21 protein-coding genes are annotated in these 24,550 nt (G+C 65.7%); 9 read left to right on the top strand and 12 right to left on the bottom strand.

Going from position 1 to position 24,550, the window contains the following annotated elements; translation table 11 throughout:
• Nucleotides 1-125: 125 nt before the first annotated feature.
• Together phhA and DF286_RS10320 are read left to right on the top strand one after the other, a co-directional pair.
• Nucleotides 126-986, top strand: coding sequence for a phenylalanine 4-monooxygenase (gene phhA, locus DF286_RS10325; RefSeq protein ID WP_109271356.1), 861 nt, complete (start codon nucleotides 126-128; stop codon nucleotides 984-986).
• Nucleotides 987-1,066: 80 nt separating this feature from the next.
• The gene (locus tag DF286_RS10320; protein WP_109271355.1) at nucleotides 1,067-2,338 is read left to right on the top strand and encodes an O-acetylhomoserine aminocarboxypropyltransferase/cysteine synthase family protein; all 1,272 of its coding nucleotides are present in this window, start codon (nucleotides 1,067-1,069) and stop codon (nucleotides 2,336-2,338) included.
• Here DF286_RS10320 and DF286_RS10315 read toward each other — a convergent pair.
• The 3 genes from DF286_RS10315 to aroF are packed head-to-tail and all read right to left on the bottom strand — an operon-like array spanning nucleotide 2,317 to nucleotide 5,488.
• A complete protein-coding gene (locus tag DF286_RS10315) occupies nucleotides 2,317-2,922 on the bottom strand; it encodes an anthranilate synthase component II (RefSeq protein WP_109271354.1) in 606 nt (201 codons plus the stop codon). The genes DF286_RS10320 and DF286_RS10315 overlap by 22 nt on opposite strands.
• Nucleotides 2,919-4,475 (bottom strand): anthranilate synthase component 1, encoded by a 1,557-nt coding sequence (locus DF286_RS10310; RefSeq protein ID WP_109271353.1) that lies wholly within the window; start codon nucleotides 4,473-4,475, stop codon nucleotides 2,919-2,921. Before DF286_RS10310 ends, DF286_RS10315 begins: the two co-directional genes overlap by 4 nt.
• A complete protein-coding gene (gene aroF / locus DF286_RS10305; protein WP_109271352.1) occupies nucleotides 4,472-5,488 on the bottom strand; it encodes a 3-deoxy-7-phosphoheptulonate synthase in 1,017 nt (338 codons plus the stop codon). Before aroF ends, DF286_RS10310 begins: the two co-directional genes overlap by 4 nt.
• Nucleotides 5,489-5,828: 340 nt before the next feature.
• On the opposite strand from aroF, the gene DF286_RS10300 reads away from it, so the two are divergent.
• Nucleotides 5,829-7,292 (top strand): MFS transporter, encoded by a 1,464-nt coding sequence (locus DF286_RS10300; RefSeq protein ID WP_109271351.1) that lies wholly within the window; start codon nucleotides 5,829-5,831, stop codon nucleotides 7,290-7,292.
• A gap of 37 nt (nucleotides 7,293-7,329) precedes the next feature.
• Nucleotides 7,330-8,490, top strand: a complete 1,161-nt coding sequence (locus DF286_RS10295) for an amidohydrolase (RefSeq protein ID WP_109271350.1) — start codon at nucleotides 7,330-7,332, stop codon at nucleotides 8,488-8,490.
• Between the two features lie 15 nt (nucleotides 8,491-8,505).
• Here DF286_RS10295 and cueR read toward each other — a convergent pair whose 3' ends face one another.
• On the bottom strand, nucleotides 8,506-8,934 hold the full coding sequence (cueR, locus tag DF286_RS10290) for a Cu(I)-responsive transcriptional regulator (protein ID WP_109271349.1): 429 nt from the start codon (nucleotides 8,932-8,934) through the stop codon (nucleotides 8,506-8,508).
• A complete protein-coding gene (locus DF286_RS10285) occupies nucleotides 8,931-11,351 on the bottom strand; it encodes a heavy metal translocating P-type ATPase (protein ID WP_481125053.1) in 2,421 nt (806 codons plus the stop codon). Before DF286_RS10285 ends, cueR begins: the two co-directional genes overlap by 4 nt.
• Nucleotides 11,352-11,563: 212 nt before the next feature.
• Here DF286_RS10285 and DF286_RS10280 point away from each other — a divergent pair, with 212 nt between their 5' ends.
• Nucleotides 11,564-12,787, top strand: a complete 1,224-nt coding sequence (locus DF286_RS10280; protein WP_109271347.1) for an NAD(P)/FAD-dependent oxidoreductase — start codon at nucleotides 11,564-11,566, stop codon at nucleotides 12,785-12,787.
• 173 nt (nucleotides 12,788-12,960) lie between these two features.
• On the opposite strand, the gene DF286_RS10275 is transcribed toward DF286_RS10280, so the two are convergent.
• Nucleotides 12,961-13,572 (bottom strand): TetR family transcriptional regulator C-terminal domain-containing protein, encoded by a 612-nt coding sequence (locus tag DF286_RS10275; RefSeq protein WP_109271346.1) that lies wholly within the window; start codon nucleotides 13,570-13,572, stop codon nucleotides 12,961-12,963.
• A 50-nt stretch (nucleotides 13,573-13,622) separates the two neighbouring features.
• Between DF286_RS10275 and DF286_RS10270 the strand changes: the two genes are divergently transcribed.
• Nucleotides 13,623-14,813: an aromatic ring-hydroxylating oxygenase subunit alpha gene (locus tag DF286_RS10270; RefSeq protein ID WP_109272135.1), complete on the top strand. Its 1,191-nt coding sequence runs from the start codon at nucleotides 13,623-13,625 to the stop codon at nucleotides 14,811-14,813.
• Nucleotides 14,814-14,896: 83 nt separating this feature from the next.
• The gene (locus DF286_RS10265; protein WP_109271345.1) at nucleotides 14,897-16,495 is read left to right on the top strand and encodes a phytoene desaturase family protein; all 1,599 of its coding nucleotides are present in this window, start codon (nucleotides 14,897-14,899) and stop codon (nucleotides 16,493-16,495) included.
• Here the strand turns inward: DF286_RS10265 and DF286_RS10260 are convergent.
• The 4 genes from DF286_RS10260 to DF286_RS10245 form a co-directional block, all read right to left on the bottom strand.
• Complete coding sequence (locus DF286_RS10260) at nucleotides 16,466-17,815, bottom strand: amino acid permease (protein ID WP_109271344.1); 1,350 nt, start codon at nucleotides 17,813-17,815, stop codon at nucleotides 16,466-16,468. The two genes, DF286_RS10265 and DF286_RS10260, sit on opposite strands and share 30 nt — an antisense overlap.
• 38 nt (nucleotides 17,816-17,853) lie before the next feature.
• Entirely contained in the window at nucleotides 17,854-18,813 is a 960-nt protein-coding gene (locus tag DF286_RS10255) for a DUF481 domain-containing protein (protein WP_207790025.1), read from the bottom strand.
• Between the two features lie 66 nt (nucleotides 18,814-18,879).
• Nucleotides 18,880-19,344 carry a peroxiredoxin gene (locus tag DF286_RS10250; protein ID WP_109271342.1) on the bottom strand — a complete coding sequence of 155 codons (465 nt, stop codon included), beginning with the start codon at nucleotides 19,342-19,344 and terminating at the stop codon, nucleotides 18,880-18,882.
• A 2-nt stretch (nucleotides 19,345-19,346) separates the two neighbouring features.
• Complete coding sequence (locus tag DF286_RS10245; protein ID WP_109271341.1) at nucleotides 19,347-22,049, bottom strand: bifunctional [glutamine synthetase] adenylyltransferase/[glutamine synthetase]-adenylyl-L-tyrosine phosphorylase; 2,703 nt, start codon at nucleotides 22,047-22,049, stop codon at nucleotides 19,347-19,349.
• A gap of 84 nt (nucleotides 22,050-22,133) precedes the next feature.
• On the opposite strand from DF286_RS10245, the gene DF286_RS15150 reads away from it, so the two are divergent.
• Nucleotides 22,134-22,304 (top strand): hypothetical protein, encoded by a 171-nt coding sequence (locus DF286_RS15150; protein WP_158274662.1) that lies wholly within the window; start codon nucleotides 22,134-22,136, stop codon nucleotides 22,302-22,304.
• On the opposite strand, the gene DF286_RS10240 is transcribed toward DF286_RS15150, so the two are convergent.
• Together DF286_RS10240 and DF286_RS10235 are read right to left on the bottom strand one after the other, a co-directional pair.
• Nucleotides 22,301-22,954, bottom strand: a complete 654-nt coding sequence (locus tag DF286_RS10240) for a sigma-70 family RNA polymerase sigma factor (RefSeq protein ID WP_109271340.1) — start codon at nucleotides 22,952-22,954, stop codon at nucleotides 22,301-22,303. The two genes, DF286_RS15150 and DF286_RS10240, sit on opposite strands and share 4 nt — an antisense overlap.
• Before the next feature lie 294 nt (nucleotides 22,955-23,248).
• Nucleotides 23,249-24,046: a response regulator gene (locus DF286_RS10235; protein WP_109271339.1), complete on the bottom strand. Its 798-nt coding sequence runs from the start codon at nucleotides 24,044-24,046 to the stop codon at nucleotides 23,249-23,251.
• Nucleotides 24,047-24,340: 294 nt separating this feature from the next.
• Here DF286_RS10235 and DF286_RS15420 point away from each other — a divergent pair, with 294 nt between their 5' ends.
• On the top strand, nucleotides 24,341-24,544 hold the full coding sequence (locus DF286_RS15420) for a NepR family anti-sigma factor (RefSeq protein ID WP_109271338.1): 204 nt from the start codon (nucleotides 24,341-24,343) through the stop codon (nucleotides 24,542-24,544).
• Nucleotides 24,545-24,550: the final 6 nt, after the last annotated feature.

Below are 24,550 nucleotides of genomic sequence, written 5' to 3'. Positions count from 1 at the left end.
CTTTACCTATTATCTCACCCGACGGGCGGAGATCGGCTGACGCGCGCACGCAAAAGGCTCGCAGATTTCGAACCCCGCCCGGTCCTCCAGGCGGGGTTTTTTCTTGTTGCAAGAAGGAACCCACGATGTTGCAGAATGATAATCATCAACGAGAAAGGCACGGCGCCCTCGCCTCGCCGACGCCCCCTACTGGCGCGGCGGAGGACTGGACGGTGCCCCAGCGCTGGGACGAGCTGACGGCGGAGGACCATTGGGTGTGGGACACCCTCTTCGCCCGCCAGCAGACCCTGCTCCACGGCCGCGCCGTCGAGGCATTCGGCCAGGGCCTCGACGTGCTCCACCTCTCGCGCCCCGGCGTTCCCAATTTCGACGAGCTGAACGACAAGCTCCATCGCCGCACCGGATGGACGGTCGTCGCCGTGCCGGGCCTCGTTCCCGATGACGTATTCTTCCGGCATTTGAGCGAACGCCGTTTTCCGGCCGGAAACTTCATCCGCGCCGCGGACCAGCTCGATTATCTCGAGGAGCCGGACGTCTTCCACGACGTCTTCGGCCACGTGCCGCTCCTCGCCCAGCCCGACGTCGCCGACTTCATGCAGGCGCTCGGCCATCTGGGCCTCGAGGCGGTCGAGCTTGGCGCCCTCCATCGCCTCGCCCGTCTCTACTGGTACACCGTCGAGTTCGGGCTGGCCCGCGAGAACGGCGCGTTCAAGATCTACGGCGCCGGCATCCTGTCGAGCTTCGGCGAATCGCACTATTCGCTCGAAAGCGCGAAACCGCACCGGCTGAATTTCGATCTGAGGCGGGTCCTGAGAACGGGTTACCGGACCGACTCATTCCAGCTCAGCTACTTCGTGATCGACCGCTTCGAGGACGTACTGAAGCTGGTGCTCAGGAACGATCTGTCCGCGCTTTACGAAGAGCTGGACCGTTCGCCAGACCTCAGCCCCTGTAGCATCGAGGAGGCCGATCTGCTCGCGGCCTGAGCGGATCGCCGCGCGCCATCCCCTGCCTCCCTCTTTGACCCCCATGACTATCGGGCTTTAAGGCCCCGAAGGAGAATGAAATGAAGCTCGAGTCCGTTGCCCTGCACCATGGCTATTCGTCGGATCCCACGACCCGGTCGGCGGCGGTGCCGATCTACCAGACGACGTCCTATACGTTCGACGACACGCAGCATGGCGCCGACCTGTTCGACCTCAAGGTCACCGGCAACATCTATACGCGCATCATGAACCCGACCACCGCCGTGCTCGAGGCGCGGGTGGCGGAGATGGAAGGGGGGATCGCAGCGCTCGGCCTCGCTTCCGGCATGGCGGCGATCACCTACGCGATCCAGACGATCGCGGGGGCCGGCGACAATATCGTGTCGATCTCCCAGCTCTACGGCGGCACCTACAACCTCTTCATGCACGCCTTCCCCCGCCAGGGCATCGAAGTGCGCATGGCGGCCTTCGACGACTATGAGGGGCTGGAGGCCCTGATCGACGAGCGCACCCGGGCCGTGTTCCTCGAATCGATCGGCAACCCGGCCGGCAACGTCGTCGACATCGAGCGCATCGCCGAGATCGCTCATCGCCACGGCGTGCCCGTCATCGTCGACAATACGGTGGCGACGCCCTTCCTGTGCCGCCCCTTCGATTTCGGAGCCGACATCGTCGTCCACTCCCTCACCAAATATATCGGTGGCCATGGCACCACCGTGGGCGGCATGATCGTCGACAGCGGCAAGTTCGACTGGGTCGCCAACAAGGCCCGCTTCCCTATCCTAAACGAGCCCGATCCCTCCTATCACGGCGTCGTCTATACCGAGGCGCTGGGGCCGGCCGCGTTCATCGGACGCGCCCGGGTGGCGCCGCTTCGCAACATGGGCGCCGCGCTCGCGCCGCACAGCGCCTTCCTGATCCTTCAGGGGCTGGAGACGCTGGGCCTCAGGATGGAGCGGCACTGCGAGAACGCGCTCAAGGTCGCCCAGCATCTCCAGGCCCATCCCAAGGTCGAATGGGTCAGCTATGCCGCGCTTCCCGACAGCAAGTTCAATGCGGTCGCGCGCAAGATCACCAAGGGCAAGGGCTCGGGCATCCTGAGCTTCGGCATCAAGGGCGGGAAGGAAGCCGGCGGCAAGTTCATCGACGGGCTCCAGATGATCCTGCGGCTCGTCAATATCGGCGATGCCAAGTCGCTCGCCTGCCATCCGGCCTCGACGACGCACCGTCAGCTCAACCCGGAAGAGCTGGCCCGCGCGGGCGTCTCGGAAGATCTCGTGCGCCTGTCGATCGGCATCGAACATGTCGACGACATCATCGCCGACATCGATCAGGCGCTGGCCGCCGTCTGACGACCCCAGCGATCGCAGCTCGCCAATATGTTGGCGAGTATGCGGTCGCCGAGCGGCGTGAGGATCGATTCCGGGTGGAATTGGAGCCCGACCTGCAGCGCCTCGGGGTCGCTGATCGCCATCGCCATGCCGTCGAGCTCGGCATGTACCTGGAATCGCTCCGGCACGTCGGGCGTGCACAGCGAGTGGTAGCGTCCGACACGAAGCGGGCTTTCCAACCCCAGGAAGGGCCCCTCCGAGTCATGATGAAGGACCGAGGCCTTGCCGTGCACGATCGCGGGGGCGCCGCGGACGGCGCCCCCGGCCTCCTCGACGATAGCCTGATGGCCGAGGCAAATGCCGACCAGCGGGAGACGGCCCCGTGCGAGGCCGATCAACTCCAGGTAGCAGCCGGCATCCGCCGGCCGGCCGGGACCGGGCGAGAGGACGATGATCGCCTCGTTGCGCATCGCCACGTCGAAGGCGCGGCCCGCCTCGACATGGCTCCTCATCACCTGCACGCGGCGCCCCATTCGTTCGAAGGACTCGGCCAGGTTGAAGCTGAAGCTGTCGAGATGATCGACGAGGAGGATCTGGGGCTTCATCGCGCCGCCTCCGCCGATGCCAGCGCGATCAGGACGGCAGACGCCTTGCGCCTCGTTTCATCGGCCTCGCGCACGGGATCGGAATCATGCACCACGCCGGCGCCCGCCCGCACCCGTGCCTGTCCATCGCGGACGACGGCGGATCGGATGATGACGGCGCTGTCCATCTCGCCGGCGCCGGATACCCAACCGACCGCGCCGCCATAGGGGCCGCGCCTTGTCGCTTCCCATTGCCTAAGCAACTCCATGGCCTTGAGCTTGGGCGCGCCGGTGAGCGTGCCGACATTGAGGCAAGCCTGGAGGGCGTGGAAGGCGTCGAAGCCGATCGCAAGATTGCCGCGCACTAGCGAGACCAGATGCATGACCCGCGCAAAGCGCTCCACCTTGAGGAGCGATGCAACCCGCCGGGTGCCGGGGATGCTGATCCGAGCGACGTCGTTGCGGGCGAGGTCGACCAGCATCATATGCTCGGCCGTCTCCTTCTCGTCGAGCCGAAGATCGGCCTCAAGACGGTCGTCCAGGTCGGGAGTCTCGCCGCGCGCACGCGTGCCGGCGATCGGCTTTACCTCGACGATCGGCCAGCCTTCGTCGCGATGGACGCGGACGGCACTTTCGGGAGACGCGCCGAAGATAATTTGGTCGGGACCCGAGACGAAGAACATGTAGGGACTCGGGTCCAGCCCGCGCTGCTTGGCGAAGGCCGTAACGGGATCGCTGCAGGGCATCTCGAAGGTGCGGGACGGCACGATCTGATAGACATCTCCCGCCTCGATGTTGCGCTTGAGACGGTCGACGAGCGATGCGAAGCTCTCGTCGTCGATGTCGACCGCCACCTCGGCGGGCGCCTCGGCCGTGGCCGGGACCTCGACGCTCCTGGTGGCGGCCTCACACCTTTGGACGAGCCGTGCGAGCCGCTGGGCCGCCTCATGATGGGCCTGCTCCGCTTCCCGGCGGCAATCCGATCCGAAAGCGGTGCAGATGAGCCGCACCGACGCGTGCGGCTCCACGACGATCAGGGATTCGGCGAGCCAGAATTGGTAGTCGGGGAAGCCAAGGACATCCTCCTGCCCCGCCGGCAGGCTTTCGAACATGTCCACATGATCGAAGGAAACGATGCCGGCCGTGAAGAGGGCGAACGGCTCGTCTGCGGAGAAACTCTTGAGGTTCTGCACCAGGCTTCGCAGCGCATCGAAGGGTGACGGGGCGATCAGGCGGGCTTCGGCCCCCTCTTCGTCGGTCTTCGGAAAGCTGAGGGTGAGGATATCCTCGGCCGAAGCCGCGACATATCGCCCGAGCTGCGCTGCCGCGACCTCGAGGACGCGCCGTCCGCCGCTCGAGAGGGCGGTGAGCGTGACATCGCGGCCCCTGCACTCCGCGCGAACGGCAGCCTTGTCGACGATGAAGGCCCTGCCGCCCGCCTCCTCCAGGAGCAATGTGTCGGTGCGCTGGCCACGATCGGTCAGCGCCGCGTAGAGGCTCAGCGGATCGCGGCTTACCGACAGGATCCGCCGAAGCGCGACCGCCTCGCCCAGTTGAAGCTCCGGCGCCCTCATGCGAGCCGTCTTCCCAATATCGGCAGCAACGCGCCAAGCTTCGCCATCAGCGCGTCGAACTGCGCCGGGTAGAGCGACTGCTCTCCGTCGGACCAGGCGACTGCTGGATCTTCATGAACCTCCACGAGAAGCCCGTCCGCGCCGCAGGCCGCCGCGGCGAGGGACATGGGGAGGACGAGGTCGCGGATACCCGTGCCGTGCGACGGATCGACCAGGACGGGCAGGTGCGTTCTTGCCTTTATGTAGGGCACGGCGGCGAGGTCGAGCGTATTGCGGATCGCCGTCTCGAAGGTGCGTATGCCGCGCTCGCACAGAATGACCTGATCGTTGCCTTCGGCGAGTATATATTCGGCGGCGAGCAGCAGATCCTCGATGCGCGCCGCGAAGCCGCGCTTCAGAAGAATGGGTTTTCCGATACGCCCCAGCGCCCTCAGCAGCGCGAAATTCTGCATGTTGCGCGCCCCCACCTGGACGATGTCGGCATGGGCGGCGACCAGGTCGACGTCGGCGATCTCCATTACCTCGGTGACGATGGGAAGGCCGATCTCCCGGCCCGCTTCCGAGAGGAGCTGAAGCCCGTCGGGGCCATGGCCCTGGAAGCTGTAGGGGCTCGTCCTCGGCTTATAGGCGCCTGCCCTCAGGGCGACCGCGCCGCCATTCTTGACCGCCCGCGCGGTCGCCCGGAGCTGATCGGGCGTCTCGACGGCACAGGGACCGGCGATCACGCAAAAGTCCCGGCCGCCGATCGCGCTCCTGCCAAGGGGAATCACGGTGTCGTGCGGATGAAGCTCGCGGCTCACCAGCTTGTAAGGGGCGAGGATCGGCTCCACCGAAGCCACATGGGGGTGGCTTTCGAGCGCAAGCTCGGCGACGACAGACGCCTCGCCCAGCGCGCCCAGCACCACCCGGTCGTCGCCCGGCATGTGGAGCGCCCTCAATCCTGTTTCTGAGATCCGCGCGAGCAAGGCGTCGGCTGCCTCGGACGGCGTGTCCGGCTTCAATGTGATGATCATGACAACACAGCTTTCGTCAGGGTAAAAAAAAGCCCGCCAGGAGGCGGGCCAATTTCGCAGTCGATCTCGTGAAGGGAGATCTAGTCGAACGTCGGCGCGGCCCGCCATCGAAGGGCAGTCGAGCGCCACCAGCGCAGGGAAAGCTGCACGAAACCGGACCGCGAACGAGTCGCCGTCGAAGCCGGGTCAGCAAAATGTCCCTGGTGCGTCATGCCACCTTATTGCCCTTGCCCAGCAAGGCGCACAAGAGCGAAATTCCGGCGTGCGACGGGCCGCGTCTTCTTTGGATTGGCGGATACCTCCGAACCTGTCATTTTGGAGGGGGTGCAGGGAGGTCTTCATGGATAAGACCACGACCCAAGTTTACCGCGGCAATGACCGGCTGCTCTACGGCATCATCCTGGGCGTGCTGGCATTTTGGCTCTTTGCCCAAACCACATTGAACATCGCGCCGGTCATGGCCGCGGATCTCCGCGTCGAACAGTCGTTCATGAACATAGCGGTGTCGATCACGGCGCTGTTCTCGGGGATCTTCATCGTGGTCGTCGGCGGCCTGGCCGACCGGGTCGGGCGCGTCCGGATGCTGCTCGTCGGCTTCGGCTTTTCGATCCTGGGGTCGCTGCTGGTCGGGCTGGCTCCGGCCGGGCCGATGGGTGGGACGTTCCTGATGCTCGGCCGGATTTGCCAGGGGCTGTCCGGAGCCTTCGTCATGCCGTCGTCGCTGGCGCTGGTGAAGGCCTATTGGGACGGCGCCGAGCGCCAGCGCGCCATTTCCCTTTGGTCGATGGGCTCGTGGGGCGGCTCGGGTTTCGCGGCCCTGTTCGGGGGGCTGATGGCCGAGAATGTCGGCTGGCGCTGGATCTTCATCATTGCCGCCATCGTGTCGCTGATCGGCCTGCTGATGGTGCGCGGCACGCCGGAAAGCAAAGCGCCCCCGAAAGCCGGCTATCGGTTCGATCTCGCGGGCGTGCTGACATTCATGGTGACCATGGTTGCGCTGCAGATCTTCGCCACCCAGGGCGCCGTCTTCGGCTGGACCAGCCCGGCATCGGTGGGCCTGCTGGCGGCCGCTCTGATCTTCGGCTTTGCCTTTTACCGGATCGAGAGCGGCAATCCGAACGCCTTCGTGCAGTTCCGCCTGTTCCGAAACCTGACCTATACCGGCGCCACCATCTCGAACCTTCTGCTGAACGCGACCGCCGGGATCATCATGGTCGCGATGCTGCTGCTCCAGGAGGGCGGCGAGATGTCGGCCCAGCGGGCCGGTCTGCTCACCGTCGGCTATGCGATCACGATCCTCGCCTTCATTCGCGCCGGCGAAAAGCTGCTGCAGCGCTTCGGGCCACGCAAACCGATGCTGTGGGGGAGCTATATCGTCGGCCTGTCGATCCTGCTGCTGATGCCGACCAACCTGATGCTGGGCACCTATACGATACTGGCCGTCATCGCCTTCTCGCTCTTCGGGCTGGGTTTGGCCTTTTATGCCACGCCCTCGACCGATGCGGCGCTGTCGAACCTCCCCGAAGACCAGGCGGGCGCGGGAGCGGGCATCTACAAGATGGCCTCGTCGCTCGGCGCGTCGTTCGGGGTCGCCATATCGTCGACGATCTACACCGCCATCGCCGGCCGGGAAGAAGGCATTCGCTGGATCGAGGGGGTGATCACATTCGTTGGACGGCAGGAAAATCTGGCCTCGCGCGAGGCGGCCTTCTTCGCGCTGCTGGCCAATCTGGTGATGGTGGTAGCGGCGGTCATCTCGATCGTGACCACCGTGCCGAAGGGCAAGACCGGCGAGCAGGGCTGACCCGGGAGCCGGTCTCCCCTCACGGAGGAGACGCGACATGCAAGCGTTCGCGACGGAGCTCGAACAGGACACCCCGCGCATGAAGGAGTGGTTCGAGCATATGCACCGTCACCCGGAACTCTCGATGCGGGAAACCGCAACCGCCGATTATATCGAGGAGCAGCTGCGCAGCATCGGCGTCGACGACGTCGCCACCGGTGTCGGCAAACATGGCATTGTGGCCACGCTGACGGCCGGCGGGGGCGACAAGGCCATCGGGCTGCGGGCCGATTTCGACGCCCTGCCCATCGAGGAACGGGAGAATCTCCCCTATAAGTCGACGGTATCCGGCGTGGCGCATGTATGCGGCCATGACGGTCATTCGGCCATGCTGCTGGGTGCCGCCCGCTATCTCGCCCGGACCAGGAACTTCAACGGCACCGTCCGGCTGATCTTCCAACCCGGCGAGGAGACCATGGAGGGCGCTCCCGCCATGATCGACGACGGGCTGTTCGAACGCTTTCCGGTCGACGCGGTTTTCGGCATGCACAACATACCGGGCCTCGACGAGGGCAAGCTCTACTTCCGGGCCGGCGAGACGATGGCATCGGTCGACAACTGGGAGGTCGAGGTCGTCGGCAGGGGCGGCCATGGCGGCATGCCCGAGCTAGCCATTGACCCGATCGTGGCCGCCTCGTCGATCGTCATGGCGATCCAGAGCATCGTGTCGCGCAACGTCGCGCCCGCGCATCGGGCCGTCGTCACCATCGGCGCCTTCCTGGCCGGCAATGCCGGCAATGTGGTTGCCGACAAGGCGATCCTGCGTCTCTCGATCCGAACGACAACGCCGGACGATCGCGAGATGATCCTCGGCAACATCCGCCGCATCGTCGCGCATCAGTCCGAGTCCTTCGGCTGCACGTCGGACATCCGCGAGGGCGTTCCGGGCGCCGTTCTGGTCAATGATGAGAGCGAGACCAAAAAGGCGGTGAAGATCGCGCGGCAGGCCTTTGGCGACGACAGGGTGATCTATCCCGGGCCCGCCTTCCTGGCGTCGGAGGATTTCGCCTTCATGCTGCAGGAGAGGAAGGGGACCTATTGTTTCCTGGGCGGGGGCCCGGGCAAGATGGTCCACCACCCCGAATATCGCTTCAACCAGGCCATCCTGCCCATGGGTGCGGCCTATTGGGTGGCGCTCGTCGAGAACTACCTGCGCTGACGGCCGCGACCCCTTTCAGTTGATCCGTTTCGAGGTCTCGGCCCTGGAAGGGGATGGGCGTTCGCCGGACAGTTCCTCGATGATCGGGCAGTCGGGCCTGCCGTCGCCCGCGCACCGCTCGATCAGCTCGGTCAGCGTATGTTCCATCGCCTGCAGCTCGCCGATCTTGGCCCGAATCGTCGCCACGTGCGAAAGCGCCGCTTCCCGGACCTCGGAGCTGGCCCTTCCCTTGTCGCGATAAAGCTCGAGAAGGTGGCGGCACTCTTCGACGGTGAAGCCGAGGCTTCGAGCCCGCGCGATGAAGCGCAGCTCGTGAACCTCTCTCATCGAATAGTCGCGATAGCCATTATCCCGCCGCGCCGAGGAGATGAGCCCGATATCCTCATAGTAGCGGATCGTCTTGGGCGGCAGGCCCGACAGGTCTCCAGCTTGGCCGATGTTCATGGCTGTCCCTCAAGGTCCAGTGTCCGCAGGCGGAGCGCATTGCCGATCACCGAAACGGACGAGAGGCTCATCGCCAGTGCGGCGATCATCGGGCTAAGCAGCAGGCCGGTGATCGGGTAGAGAACCCCTGCCGCGATCGGAACACCGAGCGCGTTGTAGCCGAAGGCGAACCAGAGGTTCTCGCGAATGTTGCGGGTGACGCCGCGCGAGAGCCGCCGGGCGCGAACGAGCCCCATCAGGTCGCCCCTCACCAGAGTGACGCCAGCGCTCTCCATGGCGACGTCGGCGCCGGTCCCCATGGCGATGCCGATGTCGGCCCGGGCGAGCGCAGGCGCATCATTGACGCCGTCGCCGGCCATGGCGACCACCCTGCCTTCGCGTTTGAGACGGTCGATGACGGCGTCTTTGTCTTGCGGCAGCACGTCCGCGATCACCTCATCGATGCCGAGCTTCCTGGCCACGGCTTCGGCGGTCCTTCGGTTGTCGCCGGTAAGCATGATCACCCGGAGGCCTTCCTTGTGAAGAAGCTCGACGGCGCGCGCCGTGGTCGGCTTGATCGGATCGGCAACGGCGGCCAGGCCCGCGAACCTGCCGTCGATCGCCGCGAACATGACGGTGGCACCCTCGTCCCGATAGCGCCCTGCCGCGTCCGCAAGATCGGGTTGATCGGCGCCTTCCGCCTGCATCAATGCCGCATTGCCGATCGCCACGCGGCGGCCCTCGATCTGCCCGACGACCCCCTTGCCCGAGACGGACTCGAAGCCGTCGACCGGCAGAAGGTCAAGCGATCGGGCTTCCGCTCCAGCGATGATCGCATGCGCCAAGGGGTGCGCACTGGAGCGCTCCAGCGAGGCGGTAAGGGTCAGCAGCTCATTTTCGTCCTGGCCGGCCGCCCGTTCGACCGCCACCAGAGCGGGCTTGCCCTCGGTGAGGGTGCCCGTCTTGTCGACGACAATGGTGTCGACGGCCGCGAACCGCTCCAGCGCCTCGGCATTCTTGATGAGCACGCCCGCCTGGGCACCCTTTCCAACGCCGACCATGATCGACATCGGCGTCGCCAGGCCCAAGGCACAGGGGCAAGCGATGATGAGCACCGACACGGCGGCCACCAGCGCGAAGGGAACGCTCGGCGGCGGCGCGGCGAACGACCAGACGATGAAAGCCAGGACAGCCACGGCGATGACGGCCGGCACGAACCAGCCCGAAACCTGGTCGACCTTCTTCTGGATCGGCGCCTGGCTGCGCTGGGCCTCGGCGACCATCTGCACGATGCGCGCCAGCATCGTCTCCGAACCGACGCGCTGAGCCTTCATGATGAAGGACCCATCGCCATTGATGGACCCGCCCGTGACTTCGTCGCCGATCGACTTCGAGACGGGAAGCGGCTCGCCGGTCAGCATGGACTCATCGAGGGCCGAGCTGCCCTCGACCACGACACCGTCGACGGGGACCGCCTCGCCCGGCTTCACCCTCAGCCGATCGCCCAGTTTCACCAGATCCAGCGGAATCGTTCGATCCGTCTTGCCGTCGATCAGATGGGCCGTCTTCGGCGCCAGATCGAGAAGCGCCCTGATGGCCGAGCCCGTGCGTTCCCGTGCGCGCAGTTCGAGCACCTGCCCGAGCAGGACGAGGGTGACGATGACTGCGGCAGCCTCGAAATAGAGGCCGACGCCGCCATCATGTCCGCGGAAGGACGGCGGGAAAATGTGCGGCGCGAGCGCGCCGACCATCGAATAGGCCCAGGCCACGCCCGTGCCCAAAGCGATGAGGGTGAACATGTTGAACCGGCGGCGGACGACGCTCTGCCAGCCGCGCACGAAGAAGGGCCAGCCGCCCCACAGAACGACCGGCGTGGCCATCGCCAATTCTATGAAGTCGAGCGTCCGGCCGCCGGCGAACTCGACCGTCGCCGGCACAAAATGGCGGAGCATGACCAATATGGCGAGTGGTGCCGAAAGCACGGCCGAGACGATAAAACGCCGGCGCATGTAGAGATATTCTTCCGACGGGCCATCGGCCAGGGAGATGCCCTTGGGCTCCAGCGCCATGCCGCAGATCGGGCAGGTGCCGGGTCCGATCTGCTCGATCTCCGGATGCATCGGGCAGGTGTAGACTAGGTCTTCACCTCCGGCGGCCGGGGTCGGCGGCGCCGCATCGAGGAAGAACTCAGGACGGGCAATGAACCGCTCCCGGCATTTGGCGGAGCAGAAATGATAGGCCTGCCCTTCATGCTCGGCGTGATGCGGCGTGGTCACCGGGTCCACGGTCATCCCGCAGACCGGATCGATCACATTGGCGCTGCTTTCACCGTCGCGGTAGTGATGTCCAGGATGAGCGCCCGCGCCGCCGCCGGATTGAGCTCCCTGGTGGGCGTGACCTTCATGGCTATGGCCGTGGCAGCAGTTCTTCGTTTCCACTTCGCACCTTCCGAATCGCATATGGTGCCTCGGAAGTGGAGCTTACAGTAACTGGAAGGTCAAGAGCGCCGCCGCCGTGTCGTGTCCGCGCTTGTTTCAGATGGCTATCATTTGATTCTGACCTTGATCGTGGCGCACTGGTCGAGAGGCCGGCGGAATGTTTGACTGGATTATCACGCGGCCAGAAACGTGAACTAGAGGAGTGACGGCAGGTGGATCGGTTTGATGTGTTGATCGTCGGAGCCGGGCATGGCGGGGCGCAGGCAGCGATTGCGCTCAGGATGCTCAAATTCGGCGGAAGCATCGCGATCGTCGGAGACGAGCCCGAATACCCCTATGAGCGCCCTCCCCTCTCCAAGGAATATCTCGCCGGGGAGAAGCCGTTCGAACGACTGGCGATCAGGCCCCAGCACTTCTGGGAGGAGCGCGAGGTATCGATGCTGCTCGGGCGGCGGGCCACGGCTGTCGATGCCGCGGCCCATGTCGTGACGCTCGAGGATGGATCAAAAATCCAGTATGGATCCCTGGTCTGGGCCACCGGCGGCAAGCCCCGCCAGCTGACGTGCAGCGGCAGCGAGCTAAGCCGGATCCACTCCGTGCGCTCCCGCGCCGACGTCGACGGAATGATCGCGGAACTGGACAGCGTCCGGCGCGTCGCGGTGATCGGCGGCGGCTATATCGGCCTCGAGGCGGCCGCCGTGCTCACCAAGCTCGGCAAGCAGGTCGTCCTGCTCGAAACGCTCGACCGCGTCCTCGCGCGGGTCGCCGGCGAGCCCGTGTCCCGTTTCTACGAGGCAGAGCATCGCGCTCATGGCGTGGACGTCCGGACCGGCATCGCCGTCGAGTGCATAACCGGCGAAGGCGGCGCGGCGACGGGAGTGCGCCTGGGCGACGGCAGCGAAGTGCCGGCCGACATGTTCATTGTCGGGATTGGCATCGTCCCGGCGGTCGAGCCGCTGCTCGAGGCCGGGGCCGTCGGCGGCAACGGCATCGAGGTCGACGCCTACTGCCGCACGAGCTTGCCGGATGTCTTCGCGATCGGAGATTGCGCATCGCACGAGAACCGGTTCGCCGACGGGCTGCGCCTGCGCCTGGAGTCCGTCCAGAACGCCAACGACCAGGCCACCGTGGCCGCGCGGGCCATTGCCGGAGAAGCCCAGCCTTACGAGGCGATGCCCTGGTTCTGGTCCAACCAATATGATCTGAAGCTGCAGACGGTGGGCCTCTCGACCAACCACGACCGGGTCATCGTGCGGGGCGATCCCGCCACCCGGAGCTTTTCCGCCGTGTATCTGAAGCAAGGGCGAGTGATCGCCTTGGACTGCATCAACGCCGTCAAGGATTATGTCCAAGGCCGAAAGCTCGTGCTCGAAGGTCTTTCGCCGGACGCGAGCAGGATCGCGAATGCAGACATTCCTCTGAAGGAACTTGCGTAAGCGCCTTGCTCAACGCCTGCGGCGGTCGAGATAGAGATAGGCCGGATCAAACTCCGCCCCCCGTTTCCAAGTTGGAACCTCGAATGCAAACGATCGGTTTGCTGAATCTCGGTCGTCGGCATCATGAGCCGCGGCGATTTCCAACGAGCATCTCGAGCCAGGCATGCAGCTGCTCAGCAAGCCGTTTGCAATGGACCCAGCCAGTTATCCACCCACCGCACGGCGATGGCGCTGGCCTCCGCCGGAGTGAAAGTGGAAGGGTCTAGCGAGAGCTCCAACCAAAGGCCGTCAACCAGCGCGGTGAGCGCGATCGCCGCGGGCCGCACCTCGGCGGGATCGAGGCCGCAGCCGGCGAGAAGCCGCTCCAGCCCTTCGCGATAGCCGCGATAGGTTTCGCCATGGATGGCGGCGATGGCCGGGCGGGTGTTCACCAGGCTCCAGAAGGCCAGCCAGGTGGCGAGAAGCTTGGGGTCCGCGATCGGCGGGCGGAAGCTGGCGGTGACAAAGGCGATCAGGCGCTGACGAGGCTCCGGTCCCGCTTCCCCTTCCGCCGCCGCCAACGAGCGGGAAACCCGCTCCGTCACATCGCGATAGGTGGCGGCGATGAGGTCGCCGATGCCTTCGAAATAATGCCTGAGCAGCCCCGGCGAAACGCCTGCACGAGCGCAGATGGTGCGGACCGATGTTCCCGCCACGCCCTTGTCGGCGAGGCAGTCCGCGGCCGCTTCGATGAGGGATTGACGCCGGAAGTCGGCGCTTTCCCGCTTTGCGGCCGCTCTCGCCATTGCGCCATCATAGTCGATATTATACGATCGTGCAAAAGCTGGAGACGATCATGGCGGAAGTGCAGCGCATCAACGGGGCGCCGGACGTCGATCCCGACGAAGGCTGGAGCCTGCCCGCCTGGATCTATCGCGACCCCGAATTCTTCCGCGTCGAAATGGAGCGGGTGATGCGGCCGAGTTGGCAGGTCGTCTGCCATTTGAGCGACATCGCCGAGCCGGGCCAATGGCACACGCTCGAATTCCTGGGCGAAAGCATCATCGTGGTGCGCGGCAAGGATGGCGCGGTGCGGGCGTTCACCAATGTCTGCCGCCACCGAGGCTCCCGGATCGTCGACGGAAGCTCCGGCTGCGCAAAGAAGCTGGTCTGCCCCTATCATGCCTGGACCTACAATCTGGACGGGACGCTGGCCGGCGTGCCGGGAAAGGGCGGCTATCCGACGCTCGACCCGGCCAATAGCGGCCTCGCTCCGGTGGAAATGGAAGTGTGGCGCGGTTTCGTCTTCGTGCGGCTGGAAGGCGGCGGGCCATCCGTCAGGGATATGATGGCGCCCTATGAGGACCGGATCGCCCCCTATCGCTTCGAGGAGTTGGAGGCGCTTGGCCGCGTCACGCTCCGCCCCCGCCCGGTCAACTGGAAGAACGTGGCCGACAATTATTCGGACGGCCTCCACATCCCGATCGCCCACCCTGGCCTCACCCGGCTGTTCGGCCGCGGCTACGGTATCGAGGCGGAGGAGAATGTCGACCGGATGTGGGGCGCGCTGGTCGATCAGCCCTCCCCCAATCTGTCGGAACGGACGTATCAGTCCTTGCTGCCCGAAGTCCCGCATTTGCCGGAGGACGCGCAGCGCCTGTGGCTCTATTTCAAGCTCTGGCCCAATGTCGCCTTCGACATCTATCCCGACCAGATCGATTTCATGCAGTTCCTCCCCGTCTCGCCCACCGAGACGCTGATCCGCGAGATCAGCTACGCCCTGCCCGACGAGCGGCGCGAGATGAAGGCGGCGCGCTATCTCAACTGGCGGATCAACCGGCAGGTGAATGCCGAAGACACCGCCCTGATCGCTCGTGTGCAGGCGGGGATGCAGTCGAGGAGCTTCACCGTGGGGCCGCTCAGCGACGAGGAAGTCTGCCTAAAAAGCTTCTGCCGGAAGATGCGTGGGCTCATTCCCGAAGCCAGGCTGCACGAGCCGCCCGCGCCGGGGTGGAGCCAGCGTGGGGCTGTTAATGCCGTGAATTGACGATGGGGCACCCTAGCGAAAGCTGGGGTCCGAACTGGTGCAGCATGGATGCCAGCCTTCGCTGGCAACGAGTAGGGGTAGAGATGACCAAGAGCTACGACGCGATCATCATCGGCGCCGGCCATAACGGCCTGGTCTGCGCCTTCTACCTTGCCCGGGCTGGCCTCAGGGTTCGCATCGTCGAGCGGCGCGACATAGTCGGCGGGGCGGCCGTGACCGAAGAGTTCCATCCCGGTTTTCGAAACTCGGTCGCGAGCTACACGGTCAGCCTGCTCCAGCCCAAGGTCATTCGCGACATGAAGCTCGTCGACCAGGGCTACAAGGTCATCGAGCGGCCCATCTCCAATTTCCTGCCTCAGGAGGATGGCGGCTATCTGAAGCTCGGCGGGGGGCTGGAGCGCACCCAGGCGGAGTTCCGGAAATTCTCCACGAGGGACGCGAGGGCCCTGCCAGCTTATTATGATGCGCTGGAGAATGTTGCGGACGTGCTGCGCGACCTCGCACTCCAGACGCCGCCTAATCTCGGCGACGGTTTGAAGACGTTGCTCGATGGCGCCCGCCAGGGACGGCGCCTCGCCCGGATGCCGCTCGGCCAGCAGCGCGACGTGCTCGACCTTTTCGTGAAGAGCGCGCGGACCTTCCTCGACAGCTGGTTCGAGAGCGAGCCAGTGAAAGCGGCCTTCGGTTTCGACGCGGTCGTCGGCAACTATGCCAGCCCCGACACGCCGGGTTCGGCCTATGTCCTCCTCCATCACGTCTTCGGAGAGGTGAATGGCAAGCGTGGCGCCTGGGGCCACAGCGTCGGCGGCATGGGCGCGATCACCCAGGCGATGGCCAAAGTGTGCCGCGAAGCCGGCGTCGAGATCAGCCTGGAAACGCCGGTCGCCCGAGTCCTCGTCGACGGCAACAAGGCGGCGGGCGTCAGGCTGGAGAGCGGCGAAGAAATCCACGCCGACACCGTCATCGCCAATGTCGGGCCGAAGCTGCTTTACGAGCGGATGATGGACCCCATGGACCTCACCCCCGAGTTCCATCGCCGCATCAAGGCGTTCAAGGCCGGCTCCGGGACCTTCCGGATGAACGTGGCGCTCTGCGAGCTGCCGCGCTTCACCTCCCTTCCCGAACCGGGCGAGCACCACCAGTCCGGCATCATCATCGCCCCCACGCTCGACTATATGGACGAGGCCTTCACCGACGCGAAGCGGCATGGCTGGTCGAAGCGGCCGATCGTCGAGATGCTGATCCCATCCACCGTCGACGACAGCCTCGCTCCGCCGGGACAACATGTCGCCAGCCTCTTCTGCCAGCAGTTCGATCCCGAGCTGGACTGGGACGAGCATCGCGAGGCGGCAGCCGACACCATCATCGACACGGTCGAAACCTACGCGCCGGGTTTCAAGGCGTCGGTGCTCGGCCGCATGATCCTCTCGCCGCTCGACCTGGAGCGCAAGTTCGGTCTTATCGGCGGCGACATCATGCACGGCAACATGACGCTGGACCAGCTCTGGTCGGCTCGTCCGGTGCTCGGCAACGCCGCCTACAGGGGGCCGGTGAAAGGCCTCTATATGTGCGGCGCCGGCACGCATCCCGGCGGCGGAGTCACCGGTGCGCCCGGCCACAATGCAGCGCAAGAGATACTCGCCGACCGCTCGCTATTCGGCCGCCTCATTCGCCGCGGCTGAGCGAGGCGTCAGGAAGTAGAGCGGCACGCCGAGCGCGAGCAGGACGGCTATCCATCCCGTTGCCTCCAGGCCGGCGCCGTAAAAGGTCCAGAGGGCATAGACCAGGCCGAGCGCGGCGATGATCAGGAACGGCACCGAGCGCGGCATCTCGCCGGTGGCGGTGAGGCGCAGGCTGGCGGCGGCGCAGGCGAGGTAGAGAACCAACGTCGCCGCCGTCGACAGCAACGCCATGAAGGTGAACAAGTCCGCCATCGTCCGGCTGTAGTTCATCATGATGAGAATGCTGACGAGGGCGCTCGAGAGGACTAGGCCCCGCCTCGGCGTGTCGTTCCGGTCGGTGATTCCGAACCAGCGCGGAAAGCTCCCGCGCCGCGCCATCGAGAGCGGCAGTTCGCCCTGGATCAACACCCAGCCGTTCAGCGCGCCGATGGCGCTGATCGCGGCGAACAAGGCGATGAGCAGGGCCGGCCCGTGCCCCCAATAACGCTCGATGAAGTCGGCGAAGGGAGCACTTGACTGCGCGACCTGCTCGGCCGGCAACATCAGGATGATCGCCGAGCAGGTGACGATGTAGATCAAACCCACCAGCAGCGTCCCCACCATCGTAGCGCGCGGGATGGTGATGTCAGGCCGGTCGACCTTGCCCTGCGGGATCGACGCGGACTCGAAGCCGAGCATCGCCCATAGGGTCAAGGCCGCGGTGGCGGTGACGGCAGGGGCCGTGATGTCGGCGGCGCGGAAGGGCTGCACCTCCGCCCCGTCCATGCCGCCTACGAAGAGCAGGACGATCACGATCACGGCAAGAAGCGGCAGCAGCTTCAGCACCATCGTCGCGAGCTGAAACCCGCCGGCCGAGCGCGCCCCGAAGAGATTGACGAACGTCACCGCCCAGACTAGGGCGACGGCGAGTCCGGCCGGCAGCCCCGAAACCGACGCTATGCCCGGCGCGAAAATGCTCAGATAGCTAACCGCCGCGATCGAAATGGCCGCGTTCGCGATCCACACCGACATCCAATAGGTAAGCCCCACGAGGAAGGCGGCGAACGGTCCGAAACCCCTTCGCACAAAACCGTAGGCACCGCCCACACTCGGCAAGGCCTGCGCCAGCCGGCTGAACACATAGGCGAGGCAGAGCGCCCCACCGACCGTGAAGACCCAGCCCAGCACCGCGTTCCAGCCGTAGGGCGCGAGGCTCGCCGGCAACAGATAGACGCCGGAGCCGATCATGTTGCCCATCACCAGGGCCAGGCACATCCAGAAGCCGAGCGCCCGGCGCGGTGCTCTCTCGACAATGGGCGGCGGGGCGTGCGCGTCTGCCATCAGCGTTCCCAGCACGGGCCAGTACGAAACCGCCCCATCTAGAAGCTGTAGATCAGCGTTGCGCGGCTCAGCGTATCGACGGGGTCGACCCCCGGCGGCGTCCCGCGCTCATATTGGACATTGTAGGAAAAGCGCGCCTTCAACGATCCAATTAGCTTGGTGTCGAGCGCGGTGAGCGCGCTGGCGCTGCCATCTTCTGATTCCAGGAACAGGGAGCCCTTTTGGCTGAACTGCAGCGTCGGCGTGATCTTCCAGGCGAAATCCAGCGACGCGCGCCCGGCCAGGGTCGGTTCCGTTGCTCCGGCCGTGAAGTCGGTGAGGCGAAAGGCGGGGCCGCCTTCCAGGTCCAAGGTCACCGCGCTCGAGTCGATAACGCCGTAGCCGAGGCCGCCGCCCAGCGTGTAGCGGTTCTCGTAGCCCAGAAACCGGTCATGCTCATATTGCGCAAGGCCGAAACCATAGAGCCGATCCTGCACGACGTAATTGGGCTGCCACGAAGCCAGCACGCGCTGGGTGGTCGTGGTCCCGTTTGTCCGCTGGATGTCGGCGCGGGCGACCAGCTTGTGACTCCAGTCGATACCCTTGCGCTGCGCGCTGAAGGCTCCGTAGAGCCCGAAATTGCTGGTATTGCCGGTGGATCGGGACGCGCCCAGCTCCACCTGGCCCTTCCAATTATCGAACAGGGGCGCGGATGCGAGCTGCCGAAGCGCTTCCGCCTCCTGCCGCGCCTTTTCCTCCGCCAACCGGTGGCGCCAGGCGGCCTCGATCACGTCGATCTCGGCGACCGCCTGGGGATAGGATTTCCGCGCCACGTCCATCACGGCGGCTGCGGCCTTGGCGTCCCCGTCGGCGATGGCGGTGTCGATCATCCGCCGTGCCGGCTCGGGCAAGGCGGCGGCGAGAGCACTCGGCTCCGCGTCGCTCTCTACCACATCCAAGGTGGTGGGGAGTGGGGTCGCGGCGAGCATCAGGGCCGGCAGATAAGCCTCGATCAACATCATCTCGGATCGGTAAACTTCCGGAACGAGGGTGTCGAGTTTCGGTTTTCCCTATCTTGCCGGCCGCTATGGGAGCTCGCGCGCCGCCGCCAGCACTTCCTGGGCATGGCCGGGCACCTTCACCTTGCGCCAGACGCGTTTGATGACTCCGTCCCGGTCGATCAGGAAGGTCGCGCGTTCGATGCCCATATATTTGCGGCCGTACATGGACTTCTCGACCCAGGTGCCGAACGCCTCGCACACGGAACCGTCGGGGTCGGTCGCGAGCGGCACCTTGAGGTCGTATTTGTCGATGAACTTGCGATGCTTCTTCGCATCGTCCTTCGATACGCCCATGATCCATGTGCCGGCCTTTTCTAACTCCTCGGCGAGCGCTGTGAAGTCCTGCGCCTCGCGCGTGCAGCCGGACGTGTCGTCCTTCGGGTAGAAATAAAGGACCAGTTTCTGGCCTTTGAAGTCCGCGGGACGGACGGGTTTCCCCTCCATCCCCTCCAGCGCGACATTGGGTACGGGATCGCCTTCGGCCAGCATCGTCAGTCTCCTTTGTCGGCGGCGATATCGCGCCACAGCTCCAAAATCCTGTGCCGGGCTTCGTCATGCGCCGCAAGCAGGCTTTCCCAGTCGGGCATGCCGCAAGCTCGGGCCACGAGCGGACGCGTCGCCTCGGGCGGCACGTCGGACGCGGGCGATACCAGGCGGAACGTCACCAGCATCCGCGTGAGGAGCTGGTGCGCCTCCTCGATTTGGGAGGGGATGAGGCCCTCGGCGGCGAGTTCCGCGATGGCTCGGTCCAGCCGCGGGTGGAGACCGACTCCATGGCGAAGCTGGAGCACCTGGACGGCGAATTCGAGGTCGACCAGCCCGCCATCCCCCAACTTGATGTCATAGGGCCCCTTGGCGGGCTTGTGGGCGGCCATTTCGGCCCGCATCTTCGCCGCATCGGCGGTGACGAGTGCCGCGTCTCGAGGCCGCAGCAAAATGCCGTCCAGCACCTTCTGGAGCGCCGCACGGCCCTCGTCCGAGCCATAGACCGGCCGCGCCCGGGTCAAGGCCATATGCTCCCAGGTCCAGGCGCGCTCGTGCTGATATTCGGCGAAGCTAGGCAGCGACACGGCGATAAGGCCGTCTTGGCCGGAGGGGCGGAGGCGGGTGTCAACATCGTAGAGAGGCCCGGCCGCAGTCGGTACGGACAAGGCGGCGCTCACCCGCGGCGCGAGGCGATTGAAATAGTCGGTGGCGCCGAGCGGCCTCGGTCCGTCCGATCGCGCCTCGTGCGTGCCCGAAAAAAGATAGATGAGATCGAGGTCCGAGGCATGCGTCAGCGCCTCGCCGCCCAGTCGGCCCAGCCCCAGGATGAGAAGCTCCGACCCCGGGACCCGTCCATGCGCGGCCTCGAATTCTGCGACCGTGGCATCGGCCAGCACCCGGATGGCCGCCTCCGCCACCCGCGCATAGCCACCCGCGACCTCGAGCGGATCGCTGCGCGCCGCCACGAGCTGCACGCCAAGAGCGAAGCGCGTTCCGTTGACGCGGCGTCGAACCCGGTCGAGCAGCCACTGATAATCCTCATCGTACCGGTCCGCCCGCGCAAAGTCTTGCGCCAATGCCTCGACCGACCGGGCCGGCTCCAGCGCGCTCGCGTCGATCAGACCGTCGAGCAGCTCCGGCCGCCGGCCGAGCTGCTCCGCGAGCGCGGGGGCGTGGCTCAACACGGTGGCGAGAAGCTGCATGAGCCCCGGCCTCGCCTGCAGCAGCCGGTAGAAATTGACGCCGCTCGGCAGCTTGGTGACGACATCGTCGAAGCGGTTCATCGCCCGCATCCCGTCCGGTGAGGCGCCAAAGGCATCGACCAATGCCGGAAGCATCGCCTCGAAAGCGTCGCTGGCGGCGGCCGCGCGCAGCGACCGCGCCTTGCCCGAACGCCAGCTTTCGATCCTCAGGCGCCCGGCCATGGGATCATCGAACCCGGCCGTCCTCAGCCGTTCCTCGAGGGCTGCCGGATCGCGGGGCAGGCGCTCGCCACTGCCCTCGTCCAACTCATCATAGATGGCGGCCACCCGTTCCACATGCGGGCGGAGCCGTGCCAGCAGCGCCGCGCCATCGCCCAGCCCATGAAGACGCGCGACATTGTCGAGCGCGTCGCCACTCACGGGAAGGCTGTGGGTCTGCCGATCGTCGACCATCTGGAGCCGATGCTCGATGGTGCGGAAAAACCGGTAGGCCTCGGCAAGGTCGGCCGCCTCACCGCCGGAGATGCGCCCCGCCTCGGCCAGCGCCGACAGCGCATCGAGCGTCCCCGGCGCCCGCAGGCCCGGCTCGCGGCCGCCATGGATAAGCTGATGGATCTGCGCGAAGAATTCTATCTCGCGAATGCCGCCACGGCCGCGTTTCAGATCGTAGCCGGGGCCGAAAGCCTGTCCCTGGGCATAATGGTCGCGGATGCGCCGGGTGATCGAACGAAGCTCGCCGATGGCGCCGAAATCCAGGCTTCGACGCCATATGAACGGGTGGATCGCGTCGAGGAAATAGCGCCCCAGCCCTCGATCTCCGGCCACGCACCGCGCGCGGATGAAGGCGGCCCGCTCCCATGGCAGTGCGCTCGATTCATAATAGGAAATCGCCGCGTTCACCGGCAGCGCCAGCGGCGTCGCCTCCGGCGAAGGCCGAAGCCTGAGGTCGACCCGGAAGACATAGCCGTCCCCCTCCCGCTTCTGGATCAGTTCGACGACGCGCTGGCCGATGCGCACCGCCGCCCGCGCCGGCTCCTCGCCGGGCCGCACGGGGAGGGTGGCCGGATCGAACAGGAAGAGCAGGTCGACGTCGGAGGAATAGTTGAGCTCGCGGCTGCCGAGCTTGCCGAGGGCGATGATCGCGAACCCTTGCGGCGTCGCATCGGGCGTGCGGTCCGCGACCGCGGCCTGCAGCGCCAGTTCAAGCGCGCGGTCGGCGAGATCGGACAGTTCGGCCGTTACCCGCTTGAGCGGGAGGACACCCGCCAGATCGCCAATGCCGAGCACGAGCGCCGTCGCCGCCCGCTGGCGGCGCAAGGCGGAGCCGACGTCGGGCGCCTCGACGCCGCTCGCCCGAGCTCGATCCAGCGCGGTCTCGATGTCGTCCGAACGAAGCGCCTCGACCCAATCCCCGCCCATTTCCAGCTGGCGGGCGAGAAACGTGGAATGCGCCTCCGCCCGCCTCAGGGCCGGGTCCAGTGGCCGATTTTCGAGTGTCACCGTCATGCAACAAATCAGACCCGTTCCGTTAGCGCAGCGCAACTTTTGCAACCGGCAAGAACAAAATGCGTTCTAACCCGCGTGAATACGATGAATCCGAGCAAAGAAGCGATGGTCAATGCTTCCTCGAGGCGTTTCGTGAAGGTGGCGCCGCCCACCGTCCATGCCGGTGTCGGGAATGCCTTGCGCGAAGCTTTCGCCATGGATGGCGAGATGCGGTCGCTCGATGAGTTCGAGGCGCTGCTCGCCAAGCTTGATTAGTCGGCGGGATCCCGGTCCCGGCTAAGATCGTCCACCTCGCTCATGATCGACTGCAGCGCCGTCTTGTCGGCGTCGGTTTCATGATCGCGCCGCGACGGTAGCTTGCCTTCGGCCAACAGCGTCTCCAGCGCAACCCGGCCGCGGGCGACCCGGCTCTTGATCGTTCCGACCGCGCAGCCGCAGATTTCCGCCGCTTCCTCATAGGCGAAGCCGCCCGCGCCCACGAGGATCAGCGCCTCGCGCTGCGGCTGCGGCAGGTGCATCAGCGCCCGCTGCATGTCGCCGAGTTCAACGTGGCGGTCCTGGCTCGCCGGCGCGGCGAGCAGCTTCGACGCCGTGAGTTCGTCCCATTCGCCCTTGAAGCGGGCGCGTCGCATCTGGGACAGGAAAAGATTGCGAAGGATGATGAAGGTCCAGGCGCGCATGTTGGTGCCGGCCTGGAAGCGCTTCCGCGCGGCCCAGGCCTTGAGCAGCGTTTCCTGTACCAGATCGTCGGCCAGATCGCGGCTGCCGGACAAAGAGCGCCCAAAGGCGCGAAGATGAGGGATCACCTGGGCGAGCTGGTCCTTGAATTCATTGTCGGGCAGCGGCACCGGATCTTCCCGGCGCTCCTCTTGCTCGTCTGTCGTTGCAGGCTTGTGGCCGGCCATCAGGTTGCCCCCGGTGGAATGGTGTTGATGACTTAGGAAGGCGACGTGGCTGCCGCCAGTGCGAGCGCGCAGATTCTGCGGCTAGAGCCAGAGAAACACGATCAGCGCGAATAGAATCACGACGAGAAGGGTCGATATCGGCAGAATGTAACGCGTCATGTGAGGCGTGGTGCCCGCCCTCGCCTCCGTCTTGCCTATATGCTGTTCGCGTTCATCCATAAGCGCGCGGCTTCCCTCAAGAGTTGAACCCTGACACCGCAACGCCCGCCGCCGTGGCGAAGTTCCCTTCGGTGGTTATCCGGCCGGAACAGTCGCGCTGTCGAAAAACAGAGCCTGCGCGATCGCTGCTTTCACCGTCGACCGCTGGAACGGCTTGGTGATGAGGAAGGTCGGCTCCGGCCGCTCGCCGGTCAGCAGCCGCTCCGGAAAGGCGGTGATGAAGATGACCGGCACCGAAAATTCGGAGAGGATGTCCTTGACCGCGTCGATGCCCGAGCTGTCGTCAGCGAGCTGAATGTCGGCGAGAACCAGTCCCGGCCGCTTCGCCATCGCCTGCGACACGGCCTCGTCACGAGTCACCGCAACGCCGGTGACGCTGTGGCCGAGGTCGCGCACGATCGTCTCGATATCCATGGCGATGATCGGCTCGTCCTCGATGATGAGGACCTCTGCTCGGGTCTGACGCTCGATCTCGGCCAGTGCTTCGGCGACCAGGCTCTCAACCTCCTCCGCCGACGCGCCGATCAGATAACCGGCATCCTCCGGGGTGAAGCCTTCCATCGCGGTGAGGAGGAGCGCCTGCCGCGACAGTGGGGTGATCCGCGCCAGACGCGCCTGCGCGATCCCTTCCGGCTGGTCCCGGCCGGTATCGGCCGGCTCGTCCTCGATGTGCGCCGACGACCAGATGGCGTGAAAGGTGCGATAAAGGCCGAGACGGGGATCGACGTCGCGCGGGAAATCGTCGGGCGCGGCCACGATCGCCTCCAGGGTCGCTCGGACGAATGCGTCGCCATGACCCTGGCTGCCGGTGAGGGCGCGGGCGTAGCGGCGGAGAAATGGGAGGTGGGGCGCGAGGTCCTGGCCGAGCGACATATTCGTTACGACTCCTGAATAAATCTTGCCGGTGTTGTGATTGGCTGATCCGCCCTTGGCAACCCCGCGCCGCGGAACCGCCCAAGACGTGTGACATGCGAAAGAAAACGGCCCGGCCCGCTCCCTCTCGATGCAATGGAACCAATGGGCGACTTTTTTGTTTCCATCGCCACGCGGACTATTACAAAACGTCTGCATAAGTGGGGTCTGTTCAGGCAGCCCGGCAGGAGCCGGGATCGGCGCAGATATTTTTTATTTCAGCGGGCGCGGTTCTGCCGCGAGGGGTGAATTGTTTTGACTTTCGAGCATGATAAGGACGGCGACCGCCGGCGCAAATCCAATCATTCCACCGAGGCTGAGATCACGAACCCGTCCAGACAGGAAGACAAGCGGGCCGACATGCCGGAACTCGGCCTCGCCTTGAGAACGGTCTATCAGCGCACGGTGGAGGAGGAAATCCCGCCAGAAATGCTCGATCTCCTCGGCAAACTTGGCTAGCGCCCG

Source organism: Sphingosinicella humi (genome assembly GCF_003129465.1).
GTDB lineage: Bacteria > Pseudomonadota > Alphaproteobacteria > Sphingomonadales > Sphingomonadaceae > Allosphingosinicella > Allosphingosinicella humi.
This window is presented reverse-complemented; position numbering and strand designations above follow the sequence as displayed.

Coding starts and splice junctions, on each gene's coding strand:
- phhA (WP_109271356.1), top strand. CDS start 126: ATGTTGCAGAATGATAATCATCAACGAGAAAGGCACGGCGCCCTCGCC.
- DF286_RS10250 (WP_109271342.1), bottom strand. CDS start 19,344: ATGCTGGCCGAAGGCGATCCCGTACCCAATGTCGCGCTGGAGGGGATG.
- aroF (WP_109271352.1), bottom strand. CDS start 5,488: ATGATCATCACATTGAAGCCGGACACGCCGTCCGAGGCAGCCGACGCC.
- DF286_RS10300 (WP_109271351.1), top strand. CDS start 5,829: ATGGATAAGACCACGACCCAAGTTTACCGCGGCAATGACCGGCTGCTC.
- DF286_RS10320 (WP_109271355.1), top strand. CDS start 1,067: ATGAAGCTCGAGTCCGTTGCCCTGCACCATGGCTATTCGTCGGATCCC.
- cueR (WP_109271349.1), bottom strand. CDS start 8,934: ATGAACATCGGCCAAGCTGGAGACCTGTCGGGCCTGCCGCCCAAGACG.
- DF286_RS10315 (WP_109271354.1), bottom strand. CDS start 2,922: ATGAAGCCCCAGATCCTCCTCGTCGATCATCTCGACAGCTTCAGCTTC.
- DF286_RS10255 (WP_207790025.1), bottom strand. CDS start 18,813: ATGTTGATCGAGGCTTATCTGCCGGCCCTGATGCTCGCCGCGACCCCA.
- DF286_RS15150 (WP_158274662.1), top strand. CDS start 22,134: ATGAATCCGAGCAAAGAAGCGATGGTCAATGCTTCCTCGAGGCGTTTC.
- DF286_RS10240 (WP_109271340.1), bottom strand. CDS start 22,954: ATGGCCGGCCACAAGCCTGCAACGACAGACGAGCAAGAGGAGCGCCGG.
- DF286_RS10275 (WP_109271346.1), bottom strand. CDS start 13,572: ATGGCGAGAGCGGCCGCAAAGCGGGAAAGCGCCGACTTCCGGCGTCAA.
- DF286_RS10260 (WP_109271344.1), bottom strand. CDS start 17,815: ATGGCAGACGCGCACGCCCCGCCGCCCATTGTCGAGAGAGCACCGCGC.
- DF286_RS10295 (WP_109271350.1), top strand. CDS start 7,330: ATGCAAGCGTTCGCGACGGAGCTCGAACAGGACACCCCGCGCATGAAG.
- DF286_RS10245 (WP_109271341.1), bottom strand. CDS start 22,049: ATGACGGTGACACTCGAAAATCGGCCACTGGACCCGGCCCTGAGGCGG.
- DF286_RS10270 (WP_109272135.1), top strand. CDS start 13,623: ATGGCGGAAGTGCAGCGCATCAACGGGGCGCCGGACGTCGATCCCGAC.
- DF286_RS10265 (WP_109271345.1), top strand. CDS start 14,897: ATGACCAAGAGCTACGACGCGATCATCATCGGCGCCGGCCATAACGGC.
- DF286_RS10310 (WP_109271353.1), bottom strand. CDS start 4,475: ATGAGGGCGCCGGAGCTTCAACTGGGCGAGGCGGTCGCGCTTCGGCGG.
- DF286_RS10235 (WP_109271339.1), bottom strand. CDS start 24,046: ATGTCGCTCGGCCAGGACCTCGCGCCCCACCTCCCATTTCTCCGCCGC.